This window comes from Paracidovorax avenae ATCC 19860 (assembly GCF_000176855.2).
Taxonomy (GTDB): domain Bacteria; phylum Pseudomonadota; class Gammaproteobacteria; order Burkholderiales; family Burkholderiaceae_C; genus Paracidovorax; species Paracidovorax avenae.
Genome location: NC_015138.1, coordinates 3,363,147 through 3,383,622 on the forward strand (window position 1 = coordinate 3,363,147; position 20,476 = coordinate 3,383,622).

The following is a 20,476-nucleotide window of genomic DNA, read 5'->3' on the forward strand; positions in this document are numbered from 1 at the left end:
TGCCGGCAGCCTGCGGCTCCGTCGGGGCCGCCGGGGTCAGAGGGACTTCACGAGTTCGGGCACGGCGGTGAACAGGTCCGCCTCCAGCCCGTAGTCGGCCACGCTGAAGATCGGCGCCTCGGCATCCTTGTTGATCGCCACGATCACCTTGGAGTCCTTCATGCCGGCCAGATGCTGGATCGCGCCCGAGATACCCGCCGCGATGTAGAGCTGCGGCGCCACGATCTTGCCCGTCTGCCCCACCTGCAGGTCGTTCGGGGCATAGCCCGCATCCACCGCCGCGCGGCTCGCGCCGATCGCAGCACCCAGCTTGTCCGCCAGCGGCGTCATCACCTCGTTGAACTTCTCCGCACTGCCCAGCGCGCGGCCGCCCGAGACGATGATCTTGGCCGCCGTGAGTTCGGGCCGGTCGCTCTTCGTGACCTCGCGTCCCACGAACTGGCTCTTGCCCGAATCCGCGGCCGCATCGGCCTTCTCCACCGCCGCCGAGCCGCCCGTGGCGGCCGCGCCGTCGAAGCCCGTGGTGCGCACGGTGATCACCTTCACGGCGTCGCTGCTCTGCACCGTGGCGATCGCGTTGCCCGCGTAGATCGGGCGCTCGAACGTGTCGGGGCCGTCCACCTTGGTGATGTCGCTGATCTGCGCGACATCCAGCTTCGCGGCCACGCGCGGAGCCACGTTCTTGCCGCCGGCCGTGGCCGGGAACAGGATGTGGCTGTAGCTGGAAGCGATGGCCAGCACCTGGGCGGCCACGTTCTCGGCCAGGCCGTCCTTCAGGCTGGCGCCGTCGGCCAGGATGACCTTGGAGACGCCCGCGATCTGCGCGGCAGCCTGAGCGGCGGCATCCGCCCCCTGGCCGGCCACCAGCACGTGCACGTCACCGCCGCAAGCGGCAGCGGCCGTGACCGTGTTCAGGGTGGCAGGCTTGATGGTCGCGTTGTCGTGTTCTGCAATGACGAGTGCGGTCATGTCGTGTGTTCCTTGTCCCAGTCCGTTCAGATCACTTTGGCTTCGTTTTTCAGCTTGTCCACCAGCGTGGCGACATCGGGCACCTTCACGCCCGCGCCGCGCTTCGGGGGCTCGGTGACTTTCAGGGTCTTGAGCCGCGGCTTCACGTCCACGCCCAGGTCCTCGGGCTTGACCGTGTCCAACTGCTTCTTCTTGGCCTTCATGATGTTGGGCAGCGTCACGTAGCGCGGCTCGTTCAGCCGCAGGTCGGTGGTGACGATCGCCGGCAGCGTGAGCGCCAGCGTCTCCAGGCCGCCGTCGACCTCGCGCGTCACGTTCACCTTGTCGCCGCTCACCTCCACCTTGGAGGCGAAGGTCGCCTGCGGCAGGTCCGCGAGCGCAGCCAGCATCTGGCCGGTCTGGTTCGAGTCGTCGTCGATCGCCTGCTTGCCCAGGATGACCAGTTGCGGCTGCTCCTTGTCCACCAGGGCCTTGAGGATCTTGGCCACGGCCAGGGGCTGCAGCTCTTCCGACGTCTCCACCAGGATCGCGCGGTCCGCGCCGATCGCCATCGCCGTGCGCAGCGTTTCCTGGCATTGCGTGACGCCGCACGAGACCGCGATCACCTCCGTGACCACGCCCTTTTCCTTCAGCCGCACGGCCTCCTCCACCGCGATCTCGTCGAACGGATTCATGCTCATCTTCACGTTCGCGATGTCCACACCCGTGTTGTCCGACTTCACGCGGACCTTCACGTTGTAGTCCACCACGCGCTTGACGGGGACCAAGACCTTCATTGCTGCGGCTCCTAAGGGGTTGATTGATTGACGTAACGTAAACCGAACCATTCTATGCGCCGCCCCGTGCGCAGCCTGGCACGCGGGAGGTGAATCGCGCCGGCGAATCCGTCGCGCACAAAAAAGAACGATCGTGCTTTTATCGGAGTATATCCGCGTCCGGTCACGCCGTGGGCGGCGGCGCGGACGCTTGTGCGACATGCGCGACCTGCAGGGGCCCCGCAGGCGGTGGGCCATCGGCCTGGAGGCGCACCACGCGCTGCGGATAGGGGATGTCGATGCCCTCGGCGCGCAGGCCGTCCAGGATGGCGATGTTGATCGCCGAGCGCAGATTGACCGTGCCGGCCGAAGGGTCGCTGACCCAGAAATTGAGACTGAACTCCAGCCCGTCAGGTGCGAAGTTCACCAGGTAGGCCACCGGTGCCGGGTCGGCCAGCACGCGCGACTGCGCGGCCGCGGCACTGCAGAGGATGGCCTGCACCCGCGCCACGTCGCTGTCGTAGCCCACGGTGATGTTGGTGGTGATGTTGAACTTGCGATCGGCATCCGAGAGGTTCTCCACGCGCTGCGTGATAAGCGTCTCGTTGGGCACGATGGATTCCCGCCCGTTGCCCGCGCGGATCAGGGTGTAGCGGGTCTTGATGTCGGTGATGCGGCCCTCGAAGCCGTCCACGCGCACGTTGTCGCCGATGCGCAGGGAACGTTCCAGCAGGATCACGAAGCCGCTCACGTAGTTGGAGGCGAGCTTCTGCAGGCCAAAGCCCAGGCCCACGCCGACGGCACCGCCCAGCACCGACAGCGCCGTCAGGTCTACGCCCACGGCCGACAGCGCGAACAGCAGGCCCACCAGCAGCAGCCCCGCCCGCGTGGCGTTGGCAGCCACCTTGCGCATGGAGAGGTCCACGATAGTTCGGTCCAGCAGGCGCCGCTCCACCGTGGAAGAGAGCCACAGCGCCAGCAGCATCACCACGGTGGCCGAGAGCGAACCTTCGATCAGCGTGAGTGCCGTGACCTGCGACTTGCCGAAATGGATGGCGACGTCGGACAGCTCCGAGCGCACCGCGGGCAGCAGGCCCACGATCCAGAGCACCGCAACGCCCCAGGCCAGCCACGAGACGATGCGCTCCACCAGCCGCATGGCCGCGGATTTCGGGAACGCGTTGGCGAGGATGCGCGCGAAGAACCGGATCAGCACCAGCGAGCTGAGCACCGGCACCGCCACGCGCAGCAGGAACACGGGCTGCAGCAGCACCGTCTCCACACCCACGCGGGCGGCATAGGCCAGGGCCAGCGCCAGCAGCGGGAACATCAGCCCATCGACCGTGCGGCGCCCGAACCACACCGATTCGGGCGACTGCTGGCGGCCGAGGATACGGCTCGCACCATACGCCAGGGCGAGGCAGGCGGCCAGCACGGCTGCCTCCAGCCAGGAACGGGATTGGCTGAAATCGCGGATCAGCGCGTGCAGGGCTTCCATGGGCGGGTATGTCGGGGCATCGATGGGGGACGGCAGGACCGGAACGCGGCGGCGTTCCCGGCAGGAGAGCCGGCAAGCTTACCCCGGCGTGAAGGCCCCAGGGCCAGCTATCTCAGTCTCGCACGACCGCAGACCTGCCGTACATGCCAAGGCAAGCAGCAAGCCAGTGCAGCTACCGCCTTACTGCCGCCTTTTTTCGTGCTTCCACGCTGCTCTGCGAACTTGTTTTCGCCATGCCCATCAGAAAATCATTCGATAGCTTTTCTGATTTTTCTCAAACGGGACGCTTCAATCGACATGCTGTATGCCATTTCTCCTCGATCCACACGGAAATTTTCCACCCGCTCGGAAAGCGTTTCCCGGGGATTACTACTTCCAGTGCTGACATTTCTATCCGATATGTCAGGCTGGTTCTCCAAGACCTCAGAAATAGTTGACCTGGCGTGCGAATGCTTGAAAAAAACCGGAGGCAAAAATGTCGTGCCGTCTATGAATTCTATATTCTGATGCAATTGAGATTTATTTTCGCCGGATGCAAAACATCTGTAATGCCCACGAAGACTTTCATGCAGACCATCGATCACATCATCCCGCTGATAGGCACACAATGCGAGATTCAAAGAAAAAATAATGCAATCATAATGCGACTTCTGGGCGCCCAACTGCACAACCGCCATATCGCCGTTTTCTCCTAGATATTTCTGAATATTTCTGCCCAGCGGTTCGTATCCGGCCAACATCGTTATCTCTTTGTCTGACCTCATTCCATAGCCAATTGCCGGCTCCAACACCACCGCCGTGCGCTTTCCATCCTGCAAACGAACATCGATGGCCACATGATGCAAGCTATGGGGGCTCAACTGCACGAGGGATCGCCACACCGGCTTTTCGGAAGTCATGAAATCCGAGAAAAACGCCTGAGCGGAATCATGACAAATCAGGTTGAGATCAGGAAAGCGGGTGTTGTATGCATCGGCCAGGTATTGCTTGTTTTCCACATCCAGATCCGTCATGCGTGCCGTACTGCCGGTTTTTGCCGCTGTCAATGCGGCCTCGGCATATGCCCGCAGGTCCGGAGGGGTGTTTTCCGCACGATTCAGTGCTTCGCGCAAAGCTATTGCCTTCTGACGGGGACGCTCTGGCAGAAACCCGAACTCTCCACTTCCGGCAGTTCTTGATGACAGGCCTGAGAGTGCTCCAGAGTTTCCGTGGGTTGAACTCGACGACCCTGCCGATGTGGAACCTCGTCCGGATGCAGCGCTATCTCTTCGATCGTTCCGGCTGCTCCTGCTTGAGCCCAATCCTATCGATCGCATGAAATTCTTCATAAACCACTCTTAATTGCAAATATTCAGTAAGCCTCCACCTTCTCTGAGCAAAACTTCAACGCTGATCCACTCACAAAAAATCGGCCCAGCAGAAGCCCAACACAAGAGTCGGCAGAATAATTCATCAATTATTCCCATCCGACCCAGGGTGACAATCAGAAATCCGAATCAGTTGAAGGGATCACGAAACTATCAATTTCGACCTGGCATGCAACAAAGCGACGATTTGCCCGACAGACAAACTGGGGAGCATTACCACTCTGCGCATGGGACACACTGGCCGCGCTCGACGCGGCATAGATGCACCGCGCAGCAGGAGGAACGCTAGAGCCACTTATCGATACTGAAGCGCAATCTCACTCAGGCCTGTGCGACGACTCGCTCGTGGCTTTCCAGGCCGGTTCCCGTTTCTCGGCGAACGCGCGCGCACCCTCCTGCGCCGTCCCGTCCATCATGTTCGTGGCCATGGCCTGGCCGGCGAGCTGGTAGGCGGCCTCCACGCCGAGTTCACGTTGCTGGTAGAAGAGCGCCTTGCCCATGGCCACGGCGGCGCGGGGCTTCTCGAGGATGGAGCGCACCAGCGATTCGATCTCGGCATCCAGCGCCTCGGGTGGCACCACCCGGTTGACCAGGCCCTCGGCCAGCGCGGTGCGTGCATCGATGAAGTCACCGGTGAGCAGCATCTCCATGGCGCGCTTGGCCGGCACGTTGCGCACCAGCGGCACGCTGGGCGTGGCGCAGAACAGGCCGTAATGGATGCCGCTGGTGGCGAAGCGCGCGCCCTCCGCCGCCACCGCGAGGTCGCACTGCGCCACCAGCTGGCACCCCGCCGCGGTGGCGATGCCCTGCACGCGCGCGATCACCGGCACCGGCAGGCGCTGGATCGACACCATCATGCGGCTGCATTGCGCGAAGAGGCGCTTGTACCAGGCCGCATCGGGGTGCGCGGCCATGTCCTTGAGGTCGTGGCCGGCGCAGAAGGCCTTGCCCTGCGCGGCCAGCACGACCACGCGCGCCTGCGTGTCCTGCGCGACCGCGTCGAGCGCCCGCTGCAGCGCCGAGAGCATGCCGTCGCCGAGCGCATTCAATCGCCCAGGGTCGGCCAGCGTGAGCGTGACGACGCCGCGGGCATCGCGCGCGGTGTGCAGCAAGGGAGCATCGGGAGCGGAGGCGGCAGGTTCGGTCATGGCGGGAGAAAAGGCTCGGAACGTTGGCGGCAGGCAGTGCGCGTCAGAGGTCGGCCAGCACGCGCACATGGGCCTCGACGCTGCGCGCGAGGGCGTCCATCACATAGCCGCCCTCCAGGCAGGAGACGATGCGGCCCTTGGCGTAGCGGCGGGCGATGTCCTTGATGCGCTGCGTGATCCAGGCGTAGTCCTGCTCGGTAAGGCCGAGCTGGCCCATGTCGTCGTCGCGGTGGCCGTCGAAGCCCGCCGAGACGAAGATCATCTCGGGCTTGAAGGCCTCCAGGCGCGGTATCCAGAGCATCTCGATCAGCTCGCGGATGTCCATGCCGCGCGTGTAGGCGGCCACGGGCACGTTGAGCATGTTGGGCGCCGGGTCCTGGTCGCCGCTGAACGGGTAGAACGGGTGCTGGAAGATGCCGACCATCAGCGCGCGCGGGTCACCTGCGAGGATGTCCTCGGTGCCGTTGCCGTGGTGCACGTCGAAATCCACCACTGCGACGCGCTGCAGCTTGTAGCGCTGCAGCGCGTACCTGGCCGCGATCGCGACGTTGTTGAAGAAGCAGAAGCCCATGGCCTTGCTGCGCGTGGCATGGTGCCCGGGCGGGCGCACGCAGCAGAAGGCGTTCTCCAGTTCGCCCGCGATGACGGCGTCGGTGGCGGCCAGGGCCGCGCCCGCGGCCCGCAGCGCGGCCGGCCAGGTGTGGGAGTTGATGGATGTGTCGGGATCGACCTGCGCATGCGTGGGGCCGCCGGCCAGGATCTCTTCCGCGAGCCGGTCGGACAGGCCGCGCAGCGCGGCCACGTGCATGCGGTCGTGCGCCAGCTCGACGTCGGCCAGCGAGGCCTCGGGCGCCTCGAAGCGCTCCAGCGCGTCGGCCACGCCGGTGGCCAGCAGCCGGTCCTCGATGGCATCCAGCCGTCCCGGGCATTCCGGGTGGCCCGGTCCCATCTCGTGCTTCCAGCATTCGCGGTGCGTGAAATAGCCTGTGCCGCCCACCATGAATCCCTTGTCTCTGGTTTTTTTCGGATAACTTCGGGTCTCATGAACACACAGCACAAGATCCGGTCGCTTCTGGATCAGCTTAACACGGTGATCGTGGGCAAGAAGCCGCAGGTCCAGGACTGCGTGGCCTGCCTGCTTGCCGGCGGACACCTGCTGATCGAGGATGTGCCGGGCGTCGGCAAGACCACCCTGGCCCATGCGCTGGCGCGCACCTTCGGGCTGCAGTTCTCGCGGGTGCAGTTCACGGCCGACCTGATGCCCAGCGACCTGACGGGGGTCTCGGTGTACGAGCGCGGCCGCGAGTCCTTCGTGTTCCATCCCGGCCCGGTGTTCGCCCAGGTGCTGCTGGCCGACGAGATCAACCGCGCCAGTCCCAAGACGCAGAGCGCGTTGCTGGAGGCCATGGAAGAGAAGCAGGTCACGGTGGAGGGCGAGACGCGTGCCCTGCCCCATCCCTTCTTCGTGATCGCCACGCAGAACCCGCACGACCAGCTCGGCACTTTCGCCCTGCCGGAGAGCCAGCTCGACCGTTTCCTCATGCGCATCTCCATCGGCTACCCCGACCGCGCGGCCGAACGCCAGCTGCTGGCCGGCGGCGACCGCCGCGACATGGTGGAAGGGATGCTGCCGCTGCTCTCGCCCGGGGAGCTCGAATCGCTGCAGCAGCAGGTGCTGGCGGTGCATGCGGCCGAGCCGCTGCTGGACTACGTGCAGGACCTGATCGCCGCGACGCGCTCCGGGCGCTGGTTCCTGCAGGGCCTCTCGCCGCGTGCCGGCATCGCGCTCATCCGCGCGGCCAAGGCGCAGGCCCTGATCGCCGGCCGCGACTACGTGGCGCCGGACGACGTGCAGGCCGTGCTGCCGCAGACCATCGCCCACCGGCTCGTGCCCGTGGGCGACGCTGGCCGGGGCGCTGCGGAGCAGGTGGTGGCGATGGTGGAAGCGGTGCCCCTGAAGTGACGAGACACCCCCTCGGGCGGCTGCAGCGCTGGTGGCAGGCGAGGCTGCCGCGCACGGACACCACGCTGCTCACGCAGCGCAATGTGTACATCCTTCCGACGGGCGCGGGGTGGATGCTGGCGCTCACGCTGCTGGTGCTGCTGGTGGCGTCGATCAATTTCCAGCTCAACCTGGGCTATCTGCTCACTTTCCTGCTGGCGGGCAGCGCGGTGGCGGGCATGCATGTGTGCCATGCCACGCTGCGCGGGCTGACGCTGCACCTGCTGCCGCCGGAGCCGTGCTTCCTGGGGCAGAGCGCGGTGTTCGAGATCCAGCTGTCGAGCTCGCGCAAGTCGCCACGCCACGGCATCGCGCTGGCGGTGCATGGCGGCGCACCGCATTGGGCGTGGACGGACGTGCCCGCCCAGGGCACGGCCAGCGTGCAGGTGGCCTTCCAGCCGCAGCGCAGGGGCCTGCACGACGTGCCGATGCTCACGGCCGAAACGCGCTTCCCGCTGGGCACGTTCCGGGTGTGGACGCTCTGGCGCCCGGCCGCGCAGGTGCTGGTCTATCCGCGTCCCGAGCTGCCGCCGCCCCCCCTTCCCGCGGGCGAGCCGAGCCCGGGCGGCGCGGGCAGCGCGCCGGCGCAGGGCATCGGCGAGTTCGACGGCGTGCGCGCCTACCGGCGGGGCGATCCGCTCAAGCTCGTGGTCTGGAAGAAGGCCGCGCGGTCGATCGCCACCGGCACGGACGACCTCGTGAGCCGCGACGCGCAGCAGACGCGGCGGCAGGAGCTGTGGCTCGACATGGCGCTCACCAGCCTCACCGATCCCGAGGCCCGCATCTCCCGCCTCGCATCCTGGGTGCTGCAGGCCGAGCGGCAGGGCCTGGACTACGGCCTGCGGCTGCCGTCGGGCGAGATCGCCCAGGGCAGTGGCCCGGCGCACGAGCGGCGCTGCCTGGAGGCGCTTGCGCTGTGCTGACCTCGATCCATCCTCCCCGCCCCGGCCGCCCGCCGGAAGGCCGGTCCGCATGACCGCGCTGCGCCGGACGTTCTCGAACCAGCCGCGCGAGGCGCGCGACACGCTGTTCCTGCTCGCCACGGTGGGCTGGGTGGTGCTGCCGCTGGCGCCCTACCTGCCCGCGTGGACCACGGCGCTCGCTGCCGCAGTGCTGGTCTGGCGGGGCGTGCTCGCGCTGCGCGGCCGTCCGCAGCCGGGGCGCTGGCAACTGGGCGTGCTGCTGGCCGCATCGGTCGCGCTCACGGTGGTGTCGCACGGCACCATCGTCGGCCGCGACGCGGGCGTCACGCTCATCGTGATGCTGCTCGCGCTCAAGACCATGGAAGTGCACGCGCGGCGCGACGCCATGGTGCTGTTCTTCCTGGGCTTTTTCACGATGCTCAGCAACTTCTTCTTCTCGCAGTCGCTCGCGACGGCCGCAGCGATGCTGGTCGCACTGCTGGGCCTTCTGACCGCCCTGGTCAACGCCCACATGCCCGTGGGCCGGCCGCCGCTGTCCGTGCCGCTGCGGCTGGCGGGGCGCATGGCGCTGCTGGGCGCGCCGGTCATGCTCGCGCTGTTCCTGCTGTTCCCGCGCATGGCGCCGCTCTGGGGCATGCCCAGCGAGAACCCGACGGGCCGCAGCGGACTGTCGGGCCGCATGGAGATCGGCAACGTGGCCTCGCTCGCGCTCGACGACGGCATCGCCCTGCGCGTGCGCTTCGACACGCCGGGCGGCGAGCCCCCGCCGCAGAGCGCGCTGTATTTCCGGGGGCCGGTGTTCTCGGCTTTCGATGGGCGCGAATGGTTCGCCTTCGGCCAGCCGGGCGCTCCGGCAGCGTCCTGGCGCCCCCCTGCCCCCCCGTCACTGCAGGTCGAGGGCGAGCCCCTGCGCTACGAAGTCACGCTGGAAGCGCTGCGCGTTCCCTGGCTGCTCACGCTCGATGCCGCGCCCGAGTCGCCCGTACTGCCGCCGGGCCTGCGCGCGTCGATGGCGCCCGAACTCTCCTGGGTCGCGAGCCGCCCCATCAACGAAGTGCTGCGCTACCGGGCCGCCAGTTACCCGCGCTTCACGCACGGCCCGATGGAGGACTCTCCGCGGCTGCGTCCCTACCTGGAACTGCCCGAGGGCTTCGATCCGCGCACGCGCGCCCTGGCCCGGCAGATGCTGGCGGAGCCGGCCGTCGCCGCGGGCGGCGCCGCGGCCTTCGTGCAGGCCGCGCTGGAGCGGTTGCGCACGGGCGGCTACAGCTACACGCTGGAGCCGGGAGTCTATGCCGAGCACACGGCCGATGCCTTCTGGTTCGACCAGAAGGCGGGCTTCTGCGAACACATCGCGTCGGCCTTCGCGGTGCTGCTGCGCGCGGCGGGCATCCCGGCGCGCATCGTGACGGGCTACCAGGGCGGCGAGATGAACGGCGTGGACGGCTACTGGACCGTGCGCCAGGCGGACGCCCATGCCTGGACCGAAGTCTGGCTCGCGGGCCGCGGCTGGGTGCGCGTGGACCCGACCGGAGCCGTCTCGCCGGCCCGCATCGGCAACTTCCAGCGCCTGCAGGCGCCGCGCGGCGTGTTCGGCACGGCGGTGGACACCGTCATCGGCCGCGGCATCGCCGCCCGGGCGCGCGCCGTGTGGGAGGCCGTCAACAACCGCTGGAACCAATGGGTGCTCAACTACACGCAGAGCCAGCAGCTGGACCTGCTCAAGGCCCTGGGCATCGGATCGCCCGACGCGCAGGACCTGGCCCGCGTGCTCGGCGCGCTGGCCGCGGCCGCGGCGCTGGCCGGCGTCGGCTGGAACCTGTGGGAGCGCCGCAGGCAGGACCCCTGGCTGCGGCTGCTGGACCGGGCGCGCCGCCGGCTCGCGCGGGCTGGCCTGCCCCTGCCCGGCCACCTGCCGCCGCGCGCCATGGCGCAGCAGGTGCGGGACCGTTTCGGCGAGTCCGCCGAACCGACCGCGGGCTGGCTGCTGCGCATGGACCAGGCACGTTACGCTCGCCACTCCGATGCCACGCTGGCGCTCCTGCGGCGGGAGCTGCGCGGCCTGCGCTGGCCCGCCGCAGGCACCCCTTCGGCGCACCACTGATCGCGGGCCCGGCCCGCCGCCTTTTCCTGTCTTCGACTCCATGCCTTTCGCGATGCCTTTCGCCCGTTCCACCGCCTTCCTCGTCCTCGCCTGCGCCACCGCCCTGGTCGTGCCGCCGGCCGCCCTGGCCCAGAAACCCGCCCGGAAAAAGGAGAAACAGGCCGCGCCGGAAGTGCTCTACGCGCAGCGGCCAGAGGCACTGCGCTTCGCCGACGACCTCGCCGAGCGCCGCGGCCTGGACCGCGAGTGGGTGCGGCAGGCCATCGGGCAGGCCCGGTTCCTGCCGCAGGTGCCGCGCCTCATGCTGCCGGCCCCCAGGGGCACCGCCAAGAACTGGACCGCGTACCGCGCGCGCTTCGTGGAGCCAGTACGCATCCGCGCGGGCGTTCGCTTCTGGAACGAGCATGCCGACACGCTCGCGCGCGCCGAGCGCGAATACGGTGTGCCGGCCGCGATCATCGTCGGCATCCTGGGCGTGGAGACTCTCTACGGCCAGCACATGGGCGGCTTCCGCGTGATGGACGCGCTCGCCACGCTGGCCTTCGATTTTCCGGCAGCGCACCCGCGCGCCACCGAGCGGCAGGCCTTCTTCCGGGGCGAACTGGAGCAGTTCCTGACGCTGGCCGACCGCGTCGGGGCCGATCCCTTCGCCCTGCGCGGCAGTTATGCGGGCGCCATGGGCATGGGCCAGTTCATGCCCACCAGCTGGGCGCGCTGGGCGGTGGATTTCGACGGCGACGGCCGCATCGACCTGTTCAACAGCCCGGCCGACGCGATCGGCTCGGTGGCCAACTACTTCCAGGCCCACGGCTGGGTAAGCGGATTGCCCACGCATTACGCCGTGGCCTTCGACGAAGGGAGCCTGCGCCTGCCCGAGCTGCTCGCGCCGGACATCCTGCCCAGCTTCACCGCCGCCGGGATGCAGGAGCTCGGCGCCCGCCCCCTGCCTGCGGACGGCGCGGCCATCCAGCCCGATGCCGCCGGGCCCCTGGCGCTGATCGAGTTGCAAAACGGCAGCGCCCCCGCGGCCTACGTGGCCGGCACGCGCAACTTCTACGTGGTCACGCGCTACAACTGGTCGAGCTACTACGCGATGGCGGTGATCGAGCTCGGGCGGGAAGTGGCGGCGGCGCGGTAGCGCATGGCCTGCGGGGCGGCTTCGCCCGGTTTCAATCCGGGCGCGACACCCTGGACTTCGCCGTGCCGGCCCGCGCTCCGGTCGCGGCGCGGCTGCGCGGGCGTGCGACGGCCTTCGGCTCATCGATGAGCTGCCGCACCAGCAGCGCCACGCTGCGCTGCAGTTCGCCCAGTGCCTCCTGGTCACCCGCCACGTACTTCTGCAGGGCATGCTGGAACACGCCGTCGAACATCGCATAGGCGATGTCGCGTGAAACCCGCACAGGCGCGGCGGCCAGTTCCGCGAAGCGCGCGAGCACGCGCCAGATCATCGACTCCAGGCTCTTGTCGATGGCCTGCACGTCGGCGCGCAGCGACTCCTCGAACATGGCCTGCGAACGCAGGTCGTACCAGAGCCGGTGCATCGCGGTTTCCTCGCGCAGCGTCTCGGCCATCTTGTCGCAGAAGCGCTCCAGCAGCTCGCCGTAGCTGCCCGCCTCCGCCGTGACGCGGTCGTAGCGTGTGACGCAGACCGCCTTGTACTGCCGCACGCTGCACAGGATCAGGTCCACCTTGTCGGTGAAGTAGTAGTGCAGCACGCCGTGCGAGTAAGCCGAGTTCTGGGCGATCTCGCGCAGGCTGGTGCGTGCGTAGCCGAGCGTCGCCAGCGTCTGGAGCGTGGCCGCGCCCAGTTCGGCGCGGCGCTCGTTGAACTTGTCGTCTCGGGTACGGGAGGTGGCGGGCATGGGCGGATTCTAGGACTTTCCCGAATTTTTTGACAGTCGTCCAATTTTTTCTTGACGACTGTCAAGGGCGGCCATAACCTCGGCTCCGCACTTGCTTGACAAGTGTCCAAAAGACCAACGGAGACAAGAATGAATGCTCAGGTTCTGCAGGGCCGCAAAGCCCTGGTCACAGGGGGCGCGCGCGGCATCGGCGCGGCCATCGCGCAGGCGCTTTCGGCCGCGGGCGCCGCGGTGATGGTCGCGGACGTGCTGGAAGACGCCGCACACGAGACGGTGGCCACCCTCACCGCCCAAGGCGCCCGGGCCGGCTTCGCACGGCTGGACGTCACCCAGGATGCGCAATGGCAGGACGCCGTGGCCGCCACGGTGCAGCAGCTCGGCGGGTTCGACCTGCTGGTCAACAACGCAGGCGTGGAGATCACCTCGCCGCTCGTCGATGCCGACGCCGACGACCTGCGCCGCATGCTGGACGTGAACGTGGTGGGTACCGCGCTGGGCATGAAGCACGCCTTCCGCGCCATGCGGCCCGGCGGCGCGGCCGGCCAGGGGGGCACCGTGGTGAACATTTCTTCGGTCGCGGCCACCATCGCCTTTCCCGGCATCGCGGGCTACTCGGCCAGCAAATCGGCCGTGGACCGGCTCACGCGCGTGGGGGCCATGGAGTCCGGCCAGCTCGGCTACGGCGTGCGCGTGAACTGCATCTATCCGGGCCTGGTCCCCACGGTCATGGGCCAGAAGCTGGCCGCCGACGTGGTGAGCGCAGGCCTGTTCCCCTCGGTGGAAGCCGCCATCGGCGCGGTCATCGAACAGACGCCGCTCGGCCGGCTGGGCGAGGTGGGCGACATGGCCGATGCGGTGGTGTTCCTCTGCAGCGATGCCTCGCGCTTCATCACCGGCGCAGGCCTGCCGGTCGATGGCGGCATGGGCATGTGAAGGCCACTGCAACACCCTCAAGGAGACTCCTGATGAGCAAAGACATACAGCCCAGCCGGCACCCGGTCGTGGTCTATGGCGCGAGCGGCTACACCGGCCGACTCGTGTGCGAATACCTGCGCGAATACGGCATTCCCTTCACCGCGGCGGGGCGCAGCCGCGAGAAGCTCGAAGCGGCGATGCGCTCGCACGTGCCCGGCATCGAGACCGCCACGTACGACATCGTGGAAGTGCCGCACGACGTGGCATCGCTCACCGCGCTGTTCCAGGGCGCCTCCGTGGTGCTCAACACCGTCGGGCCGTTCACCAAGTTCGGCCCCGAGGTGGTCGAGGCCTGCCTGAGCGCCGGCTGCCACTACACCGACACCACGGGCGAGCAGGATTGGCTCATCACTCTGGACGAGCAGTACGGCACCCGCTTCGCCGATGCGGGGCTGCTGCTCTCGCCAGGCCTCGCGCAGATGTACACCACGGGCGAGATCGCAGCCCAGCTCGCGCTGGAAACGCCGGGCCTGGACACGCTGGACATCGCCGTGTTCTGGGGCGGCAGCCCGACGATCGCCTCCACCCAGACCATCCTGGTGAATGCTGCCACCGCCAAGGCCTTCTACCTGGAGCAGAACCAGTACAAGGAATGGCAACCCGATGCCGGTCTCTACCAGCTCGCCATCCCCGGCCAGCACGAGGTGGCGCTGGCGCTGCCCTGGGGCGGCACGTCGCACCCGGTGTGGTTCAGGCGCGACCCGCGCGTGGCCAACGTGCGCGTGCTGGGCGGCGTCTTCAACAAACCGCTGATGCTGGGCGTGCCGAAGATCGTCGAAGCCGCGCTCGAGGCCACCAGGGACATGGACCCCGACGCACGCTACCAGGCGCTCACGCAGACCGCGGCCGGCGTGATGAACACCATGCCGCCGCGCGAGAACCCGCGCATCAACAAGTCGGTCGACTCGGTGCATGCCTCCGGCCCGCTGGGGCGCGCGCATTGCGTCATCCACGGCAACTGCAACTACAAGCAGACCGGCCTGCTGCAGGCGTTCGCCGCCTCCTGGCTGCTGCAGCAGCCGCCCCGGCGCACGGGCTTCGCATCCGGCTGCCAGGCTTTCGGACACCATGCGCTGTTGGGTGCACTGCGCGCCTTCGGCCTCGTGCAGCCGCCGCTGCTCACCGTGCAGAACTGACGCGCGGCGCGATCCATGGCAGCAACAGACACAGCGGAGCGAACATGCGGTTGACCGACTATCTCGACAAGGGGGCGCAGCTCGGCCCCGATGCGCCCTGCCTCGTGATGGGCGAGGACACCTGGAGCTATGCCCGGGTGCAGGCCTGGAGCCACCGCGTGGGCCGCGCGCTGCAGGCCTCGGGCATCGCGCCCGGGGCCAAGGTGGCAGTGCTCTCGGGCAATGACGCCACGGCCTTCGCCTGCGTGTTCGGCATTGCGCGGGCCGCAGCCGTCTGGTGCCCTGTCAACCCGCGCAACGAGGTGGCGGAGAACCGCCATGTGCTCGAGGCCTTCGACTGCGAGTGCCTCGTCTTCCACAGCGCCTATGCGGGCATGGCGGAGCAGATGCACGCGCAACTGCCGCACCTGGGCCTGTGGATCTGCCTGGACAGGGAACTGCCGTTCGCGCGCTCCCTCGCCGCCTGGCTGGAAGGCGTGGAGGATGCGCCGCTGGAGGTGAAACCCGAGAGCGATCTGGCCATGATCGCCGGCACCGGCGGCACCACCGGCGCCCCCAAGGGCGTGATGCTCTCGGGGCGCAACCTGGAGACGATGACGGCACTCACCCTCATGGGTTACCCCTTCGACGGCCGCCCCGTCTATCTCGCGCTGGCACCGCTCACACATGCCGCGGGCGTGCTGTGCTTTCCCATCATGGCGCTGGGCGGCCGCATCGTGGTGATGCCCCAACCCGACCTCGGCGAATTCCTCGCGCTCATCGGGCGCCACCGCGTGACGCACACCTTCCTGCCGCCCACGCTGATCTACATGCTGCTGGCGCACGAGGCCCTCGCGACCGCGCGGCTCGATTCGCTGCAGTGCTTCTGGTACGGCGCCGCGCCCATCTCGCCAGCGCGGCTCGAAGAAGCGCTGCAGAGGATCGGCCCGGTGATGGCGCAGCTCTTCGGCCAGACCGAGGCGCCGATGATGATCTCCTCCATGGCGCCAAAGGACCATTTCCACGCCGACGGCAGCATCGCGCGCGGGCGGCTGGCCAGCGCCGGCCGGCCCGGTCCGCTGGTGCAGGTGATCACCCTGGATGCGGAAGGCCGGCCCCTCCCGCGCGGCGAGACGGGCGAGATCGCGGTACGCGGCTCGCTGGTGATGATGGGCTACTACAAGAACCCCCAGGCCACGGCCGAGGCCTCCTCGCACGGCTGGCACCGCACGGGCGACATCGGACACGTCGATGCGGACGGGTTCCTCTACATCGTGGACCGCGCCAGGGACATGATCATCACCGGCGGCTTCAACGTCTATTCGGTCGAGGTGGAACAGGCGCTGCTGCAGCACCCCGACGTGCATGAATGCGCGGTGGTCGGCCTGCCCGATGGCAAATGGGGCGAGCGCGTGGTGGCGGTGGTCCAGGCGCAGGCCGGCGCAGCGCCCGACACGGCCGGTCTGCAGGCCTTCGTGAAGGCACGCATCGGCAGCGTGAAGGCCCCGAAGCAGGTGGAGGTGTGGGCCGACCTGCCCCGCTCCAAGGTGGGCAAGGTGCTGAAGAAGGAAGTCCGCGCTACCCTGCTGCAACACGCCACGACAATGAAGGAGACTGCCCGATGAACAACAAAGCCTGTGTGGCCGGGGTCGGCATGATCGCCTTCACCAAACCCGGCGCGAACGCCCCCTATCCGCAGATGGCGGCCGAGGCCGCGCAATTGGCGCTGGCCGATGCCAGCATCGATTACCGCGATGTCCAGCAGGCCTTTGCAGGCTACGTGTACGGCGATTCGACCGCCGGCCAACGCGCGCTCTACGGCGTGGGCATGAGCGGCATCCCCATCGTCAACGTGAACAACAACTGCGCGACCGGCTCCACGGCCCTCTTCCTCGCCCACCAGGCGGTCGCATCGGGCGCGGCCGACTGCGTGCTGGCGCTGGGCTTCGAGCAGATGAGCCCGGGCGCGCTCGGCACGGTGTTCCACGACCGGCCCAGCCCGTTCGATCTCTTCGACCAGGAGGCCGACGCGCTGGTGGACGTGCACGATCTGCCGCTGGCGCTGCGCTACTTCGGCGGCGCGGGACAGGCGCACATGCGGCGCTGGGGCACGCCGCTGTCCACCTTCGCCAAGGTGCGTGCCAAGGCCAGCCGCCACGCGGCGCGCAACCCGCTGGCCCTGCTGCGCAAGGAACTCAGCGTGGAGGACGTGCTGAACGCCCCCATGCTCTGGCCCGGCGTGCTCACGCGGCTGATGGCCTGCCCGCCTACCTGCGGTGCGGCAGCGGCGGTGCTGGTGTCCGAACCGTTCGCGCGCCGGCACGGCCTGCGCACCGGTGTGCGCATCGCCGCGCAGGCCATGACCACCGACACGCCCGAGAGCCTGCAGAGCCACGACATGATGCAGGTCGTCGGCTACGGCATGGCCCGCAGCGCGGCGCAGCAGGTGTACGAGCGCGCGGGCATGGGGCCCGAGGACATCGACGTGGTCGAACTGCACGACTGCTTCGCGCAGAACGAAGTCATCAGCTACGAAGCCCTCGGCCTGTGCCCCGAGGGCGGCGCTGAGGCCTTCGTGGACGCGGGCGACAACACCTACGGCGGCCGCGTGGTGACCAACCCGTCGGGCGGCCTGCTCTCGAAAGGCCATCCGCTGGGTGCCACCGGCCTGGCGCAGTGCTACGAACTCACGCACCAGCTGCGCGGCAGCGCCGGCGACCGCCAGGTGGCGGGCGCGCGGCATGCGCTGCAACACAACCTGGGACTGGGAGGCGCCTGCGTGGTGACGCTGTACGAAGCCGCCTGAGGTCCGCCTCGGGTATCTGACCTGCATCAACGTGGACGGATTTCACCGCTCCTGCGGCGGCGTGCCACCTAGAATAGATTCATATTCAATGAATCTTTAATGCTGCGGAAGGACTGCCCGCCATGGCCACGCTGCTCACCATCGACGAACCACCGCGCACGCCACGCCACGGCACCTCGCTGTCCGCGCTGTTCGCGCTCGGCTTCCGCCCCTTCTACCTGCTGGCAGCGGCCTTCGCGGCCATCTCGGTCCCGCTGTGGGCGCTGCAGTTCTCCGGGTGGCTGGGCCGGCCCTACCTCGCCGGACCGCTCTGGCATGCGCACGAAATGCTGTTCGGCTTCGCTCTGGCGATGATCGTGGGCTTCCTGTTCACTGCCGGCCGCAACTGGACGGGCCAGCCGACACCCGCCGGCGCGGGCCTGGCGGCGCTGGTGGCGCTCTGGCTGTCGGCGCGGGTGCTGGTGCTCACGCCCTTCACGACGGCCGCAGCCTGGGCGAACATCGCCTTCCCGCTGGCGGCGGCCATCGCGCTGGCCGTGCCGCTGGTGCGGGCGCGCAGCCGGCGCAACTACTTCTTCGTGGGCCTGCTGGCGATGATGGCCGCGGCGGCGGCCTGCATCCATTTCGCGCCCGCCGGAACGGGCGCCCTGCCCTGGCGCGGCGTGCAGCTGGCGCTGGATGCGGTGCTGTTCATCCTCTGCGTGATGGGCGGGCGGGTGATTCCGATGTTCACGCAGAACGGCGTGCCCGGCACCCGGCCGCGCCGCCATGCGCGGCTGGAGCAGGCTGCGCTGGGCGCCGTGCTCGCGCTCATGGCGGCCGATGTCGCGGGCGTGGCGGGCCTGCCGCTCGCGGCGCTGGCAGCCGTCGCCGCCGTGCTGCACGCCTGGCGCTGGTGGCTCTGGCAGCCATGGAGCACGCGGCGGGTGCCGCTGGTCTGGGTACTGCACGCAGGCTATGCCTGGGTGCCCGTGCACCTGCTGCTGCGCGCCCTGGCGGCCACCGGGGCGGTGGCCCCCACGCTGGCCACCCATGCGCTCACCGTCGGCGCCATCGGCGGCCTCGTCGTCGGCATGGTCACGCGCACCGCGCGCGGCCACACGGGCCGGCCGCTGCGCGCAGACCGGTGGGAAACGGCCTGCTACGCGCTGGTGCTGGCCGCCGCCCTCGTGCGCGTCGCCGGGCCGCTGGCCGCGCCGGCCCACCTGCTGCATGCAGTGCTGGTTTCGGCCGTGCTGTGGTCGGCCGGTTTCGGGCTGTATGCGCTGCGCTACGGGCCGCTGCTCTCCCGCCCCCGGCTCGACAGCCGGCCCGGTTGATCACGGGAGCACTGCTCCCCCTTTCCGCGGCGGCCACGTGCTCCGGTACGGCGCCTCAATGCCCGCCAGCCTTCGTCCCGACCCCGCCGCGGTAGCTGGCCAGCAGGAAGAACACGGCCATCGCCAGCAGCCCGATCAGTGCCGCGGAGGTGTTCAGCAGCACCCGGTGGGCGACCGAGAAGGCCGCCTGCCCTGCCCCGATCAACGCCGCCGCCGGGCCCTGTGCCAGTTGCTGCGCGACCACGTAGGCATCGCCGATCGAGCGGGCTGCCTGGGCGGCGAGCGGCGGCGCAAGATCCGGCGGCAGCGCGATCGCGTGGCTGAACACGACGGACATGAACACACCGAACAGGGTGATGCCCAGGCCGCTGCCCAGCTCGTAGCCGGTGGCCTCCAGCGCCCCGGCCGCACCGGCCCGGTCCGACTCGACCGACCCCATGATCGCGATGGACGATGCCGTCAGCCCCACGCTCAGCGCCAGCCCCAGCAGCTCCAGCGCTGCAGCCACGGGCACACCGCCCTCGTGGAAATCCGCCCGGGCCAGGTACGCCAGGACCGCGCCGGATACCGCCAGCGACAGGCTGGCAACCCGGCGCAGGCCGAAGCGGTTCGACAGGGTGCCCGCCAGGGGCCCGCCCACGGCTGCCGCGGCCATGATCGGCACCATGAAGAGGCCGGCCTGCAGCGGGCTCTTGCCCAGCACGTATTGCAGCTCCTGCGCCAGCGTCAGTTCCACCCCGGCCAGGGCCCCGCTCGCGACGACCGCCATGGCGATGCCGGCGAGGATCGCGGGGCGCGAGAACAGCGACAGATCCAGCATCGGCGCCGCCGAGCGCAGTTGCAGGCGCGCGAACACCGCCAGCAGCGCCGCCCCGGCCGCCAGCGCCGATGCCGCCACGGCCGGCGGCTGCCCGCCCCCGAAGCCCGACTTGAGGCCGTACACCGCGGCGATCATGCCCGCGATCAGCAGCAGCGCCTGCCCGGCAGGCCACCGGCCGGCCACCGTGCGCTCCGACCGCGGCAGCAGCAGGAAAACGGCCGGGAACACGACCAGCATCACCGGCACGTTGATGAGGAACGCAGCGCCCCACCAGAAATGCTCCAGCAGCGCCCCGCCGACCAGCGGCCCCACGGCGGCCCCCGCCGCACCCACGGTGCCCCAGAGGCCGAGCGCCATCGCGCGCTCCCTTTCATCCTCGAACGTGCGGCGGATGATGCCCAGCACGCACGGCATGATCATCGAGCCGCCGAGCGCGAGCAGCACGCGCGCCGCGATCAGCAGCGACGGGCTGGGCGCGAATGCCGCCAGCAAGGACGCGAGGCCGAAGACTGCCAGGCCGGCGAGCAGCAGCCGCCGGTGGCCGGTGCGGTCTGCCAGCGTCCCCATGGGCACCAGCAGGCCCGCCATGAGCAGCGGATAGATGTCGATGATCCAGAGCACCTGCGTGCCCGATGCGCTCAGCGCCAGCGTGAGCGACGGCACGGCGATGTGCAGGATCGTCATGTCGATCACGACCGGCAGGAAGGCCAGCATCACCGCAGCCAGGACCAGCCACCGCTGCGTGGACGACGTGGAAGGGGAAGACAACGCGGACATGCACCACCCGGATAAACGCAATGCCGTGAAATATAA

General features: G+C 68.9%; 17 protein-coding genes. 9 read left to right on the forward strand and 8 right to left on the reverse strand.

All coding sequences use genetic code 11. From position 1 onward, the window contains the following. Window positions 1-36: 36 nt before the first annotated feature. The 6 genes from ACAV_RS14745 to ACAV_RS14765 form a co-directional block, all read right to left on the reverse strand. The gene (locus ACAV_RS14745) at window positions 37-969 is read right to left on the reverse strand and encodes an electron transfer flavoprotein subunit alpha/FixB family protein (protein ID WP_013595369.1); all 933 of its coding nucleotides are present in this window, start codon (window positions 967-969) and stop codon (window positions 37-39) included. 26 nt (window positions 970-995) lie between these two features. Next, window positions 996-1,745 carry an electron transfer flavoprotein subunit beta/FixA family protein gene (locus ACAV_RS14750; RefSeq protein WP_013595370.1) on the reverse strand — a complete coding sequence of 250 codons (750 nt, stop codon included), beginning with the start codon at window positions 1,743-1,745 and terminating at the stop codon, window positions 996-998. 163 nt (window positions 1,746-1,908) lie between these two features. Further along, on the reverse strand, window positions 1,909-3,222 hold the full coding sequence (locus ACAV_RS14755) for a mechanosensitive ion channel family protein (RefSeq protein ID WP_013595371.1): 1,314 nt from the start codon (window positions 3,220-3,222) through the stop codon (window positions 1,909-1,911). A gap of 248 nt (window positions 3,223-3,470) precedes the next feature. Further along, the gene (gene aave2166, locus ACAV_RS24145) at window positions 3,471-4,550 is read right to left on the reverse strand and encodes a type III secretion system YopJ family effector Aave2166 (protein ID WP_013595372.1); all 1,080 of its coding nucleotides are present in this window, start codon (window positions 4,548-4,550) and stop codon (window positions 3,471-3,473) included. A 356-nt stretch (window positions 4,551-4,906) separates the two neighbouring features. Next, the gene (locus ACAV_RS14760; RefSeq protein ID WP_013595373.1) at window positions 4,907-5,737 is read right to left on the reverse strand and encodes an enoyl-CoA hydratase; all 831 of its coding nucleotides are present in this window, start codon (window positions 5,735-5,737) and stop codon (window positions 4,907-4,909) included. Window positions 5,738-5,780: 43 nt separating this feature from the next. Continuing rightward, complete coding sequence (locus ACAV_RS14765) at window positions 5,781-6,737, reverse strand: histone deacetylase family protein (protein ID WP_013595374.1); 957 nt, start codon at window positions 6,735-6,737, stop codon at window positions 5,781-5,783. 42 nt (window positions 6,738-6,779) lie between these two features. Between ACAV_RS14765 and ACAV_RS14770 the strand changes: the two genes are divergently transcribed. Genes ACAV_RS14770 through mltB form a run of 4 tightly spaced genes read left to right on the forward strand, consistent with a single transcriptional unit; the run spans window position 6,780 to window position 11,904 of the window. Next, entirely contained in the window at window positions 6,780-7,700 is a 921-nt protein-coding gene (locus ACAV_RS14770) for an AAA family ATPase (RefSeq protein WP_013595375.1), read from the forward strand. After that, on the forward strand, window positions 7,697-8,662 hold the full coding sequence (locus tag ACAV_RS14775; RefSeq protein WP_013595376.1) for a DUF58 domain-containing protein: 966 nt from the start codon (window positions 7,697-7,699) through the stop codon (window positions 8,660-8,662). Before ACAV_RS14770 ends, ACAV_RS14775 begins: the two co-directional genes overlap by 4 nt. Window positions 8,663-8,711: 49 nt before the next feature. Next, a complete protein-coding gene (locus ACAV_RS14780) occupies window positions 8,712-10,766 on the forward strand; it encodes a transglutaminase TgpA family protein (RefSeq protein ID WP_013595377.1) in 2,055 nt (684 codons plus the stop codon). A gap of 40 nt (window positions 10,767-10,806) precedes the next feature. Beyond that, a complete protein-coding gene (mltB, locus tag ACAV_RS14785; RefSeq protein WP_013595378.1) occupies window positions 10,807-11,904 on the forward strand; it encodes a lytic murein transglycosylase B in 1,098 nt (365 codons plus the stop codon). A 31-nt stretch (window positions 11,905-11,935) separates the two neighbouring features. On the opposite strand, the gene ACAV_RS14790 is transcribed toward mltB, so the two are convergent. Then, window positions 11,936-12,628, reverse strand: a complete 693-nt coding sequence (locus ACAV_RS14790; RefSeq protein ID WP_013595379.1) for a TetR/AcrR family transcriptional regulator — start codon at window positions 12,626-12,628, stop codon at window positions 11,936-11,938. Between the two features lie 129 nt (window positions 12,629-12,757). Between ACAV_RS14790 and ACAV_RS14795 the strand changes: the two genes are divergently transcribed. From ACAV_RS14795 to ACAV_RS14815, 5 genes are all read left to right on the forward strand, one after another. Then, window positions 12,758-13,561: an SDR family NAD(P)-dependent oxidoreductase gene (locus ACAV_RS14795; RefSeq protein WP_013595380.1), complete on the forward strand. Its 804-nt coding sequence runs from the start codon at window positions 12,758-12,760 to the stop codon at window positions 13,559-13,561. Window positions 13,562-13,593: 32 nt separating this feature from the next. Then, window positions 13,594-14,739: a DUF5938 domain-containing protein gene (locus ACAV_RS14800; protein ID WP_013595381.1), complete on the forward strand. Its 1,146-nt coding sequence runs from the start codon at window positions 13,594-13,596 to the stop codon at window positions 14,737-14,739. A gap of 44 nt (window positions 14,740-14,783) precedes the next feature. Then, window positions 14,784-16,343 carry an AMP-binding protein gene (locus ACAV_RS14805; RefSeq protein WP_013595382.1) on the forward strand — a complete coding sequence of 520 codons (1,560 nt, stop codon included), beginning with the start codon at window positions 14,784-14,786 and terminating at the stop codon, window positions 16,341-16,343. After that, window positions 16,340-17,524, forward strand: a complete 1,185-nt coding sequence (locus tag ACAV_RS14810) for a lipid-transfer protein (RefSeq protein WP_013595383.1) — start codon at window positions 16,340-16,342, stop codon at window positions 17,522-17,524. The genes ACAV_RS14805 and ACAV_RS14810 overlap by 4 nt, the downstream gene beginning before the upstream one ends. A gap of 122 nt (window positions 17,525-17,646) precedes the next feature. After that, complete coding sequence (locus ACAV_RS14815; protein ID WP_013595384.1) at window positions 17,647-18,843, forward strand: NnrS family protein; 1,197 nt, start codon at window positions 17,647-17,649, stop codon at window positions 18,841-18,843. A gap of 55 nt (window positions 18,844-18,898) precedes the next feature. Here ACAV_RS14815 and ACAV_RS14820 read toward each other — a convergent pair whose 3' ends face one another. Then, complete coding sequence (locus ACAV_RS14820; RefSeq protein ID WP_013595385.1) at window positions 18,899-20,440, reverse strand: MFS transporter; 1,542 nt, start codon at window positions 20,438-20,440, stop codon at window positions 18,899-18,901. Window positions 20,441-20,476 lie beyond the last annotated feature (36 nt).

Coding starts and splice junctions, on each gene's coding strand:
- ACAV_RS14795 (WP_013595380.1), top strand. CDS start 12,758: ATGAATGCTCAGGTTCTGCAGGGCCGCAAAGCCCTGGTCACAGGGGGC.
- ACAV_RS14800 (WP_013595381.1), top strand. CDS start 13,594: ATGAGCAAAGACATACAGCCCAGCCGGCACCCGGTCGTGGTCTATGGC.
- ACAV_RS14770 (WP_013595375.1), top strand. CDS start 6,780: ATGAACACACAGCACAAGATCCGGTCGCTTCTGGATCAGCTTAACACG.
- ACAV_RS14790 (WP_013595379.1), bottom strand. CDS start 12,628: ATGCCCGCCACCTCCCGTACCCGAGACGACAAGTTCAACGAGCGCCGC.
- aave2166 (WP_013595372.1), bottom strand. CDS start 4,550: ATGAAGAATTTCATGCGATCGATAGGATTGGGCTCAAGCAGGAGCAGC.
- ACAV_RS14815 (WP_013595384.1), top strand. CDS start 17,647: ATGGCCACGCTGCTCACCATCGACGAACCACCGCGCACGCCACGCCAC.
- ACAV_RS14760 (WP_013595373.1), bottom strand. CDS start 5,737: ATGACCGAACCTGCCGCCTCCGCTCCCGATGCTCCCTTGCTGCACACC.
- ACAV_RS14755 (WP_013595371.1), bottom strand. CDS start 3,222: ATGGAAGCCCTGCACGCGCTGATCCGCGATTTCAGCCAATCCCGTTCC.
- ACAV_RS14820 (WP_013595385.1), bottom strand. CDS start 20,440: ATGTCCGCGTTGTCTTCCCCTTCCACGTCGTCCACGCAGCGGTGGCTG.
- ACAV_RS14805 (WP_013595382.1), top strand. CDS start 14,784: ATGCGGTTGACCGACTATCTCGACAAGGGGGCGCAGCTCGGCCCCGAT.
- ACAV_RS14745 (WP_013595369.1), bottom strand. CDS start 969: ATGACCGCACTCGTCATTGCAGAACACGACAACGCGACCATCAAGCCT.
- ACAV_RS14810 (WP_013595383.1), top strand. CDS start 16,340: ATGAACAACAAAGCCTGTGTGGCCGGGGTCGGCATGATCGCCTTCACC.
- ACAV_RS14780 (WP_013595377.1), top strand. CDS start 8,712: ATGACCGCGCTGCGCCGGACGTTCTCGAACCAGCCGCGCGAGGCGCGC.
- ACAV_RS14765 (WP_013595374.1), bottom strand. CDS start 6,737: ATGGTGGGCGGCACAGGCTATTTCACGCACCGCGAATGCTGGAAGCAC.
- mltB (WP_013595378.1), top strand. CDS start 10,807: ATGCCTTTCGCGATGCCTTTCGCCCGTTCCACCGCCTTCCTCGTCCTC.
- ACAV_RS14750 (WP_013595370.1), bottom strand. CDS start 1,745: ATGAAGGTCTTGGTCCCCGTCAAGCGCGTGGTGGACTACAACGTGAAG.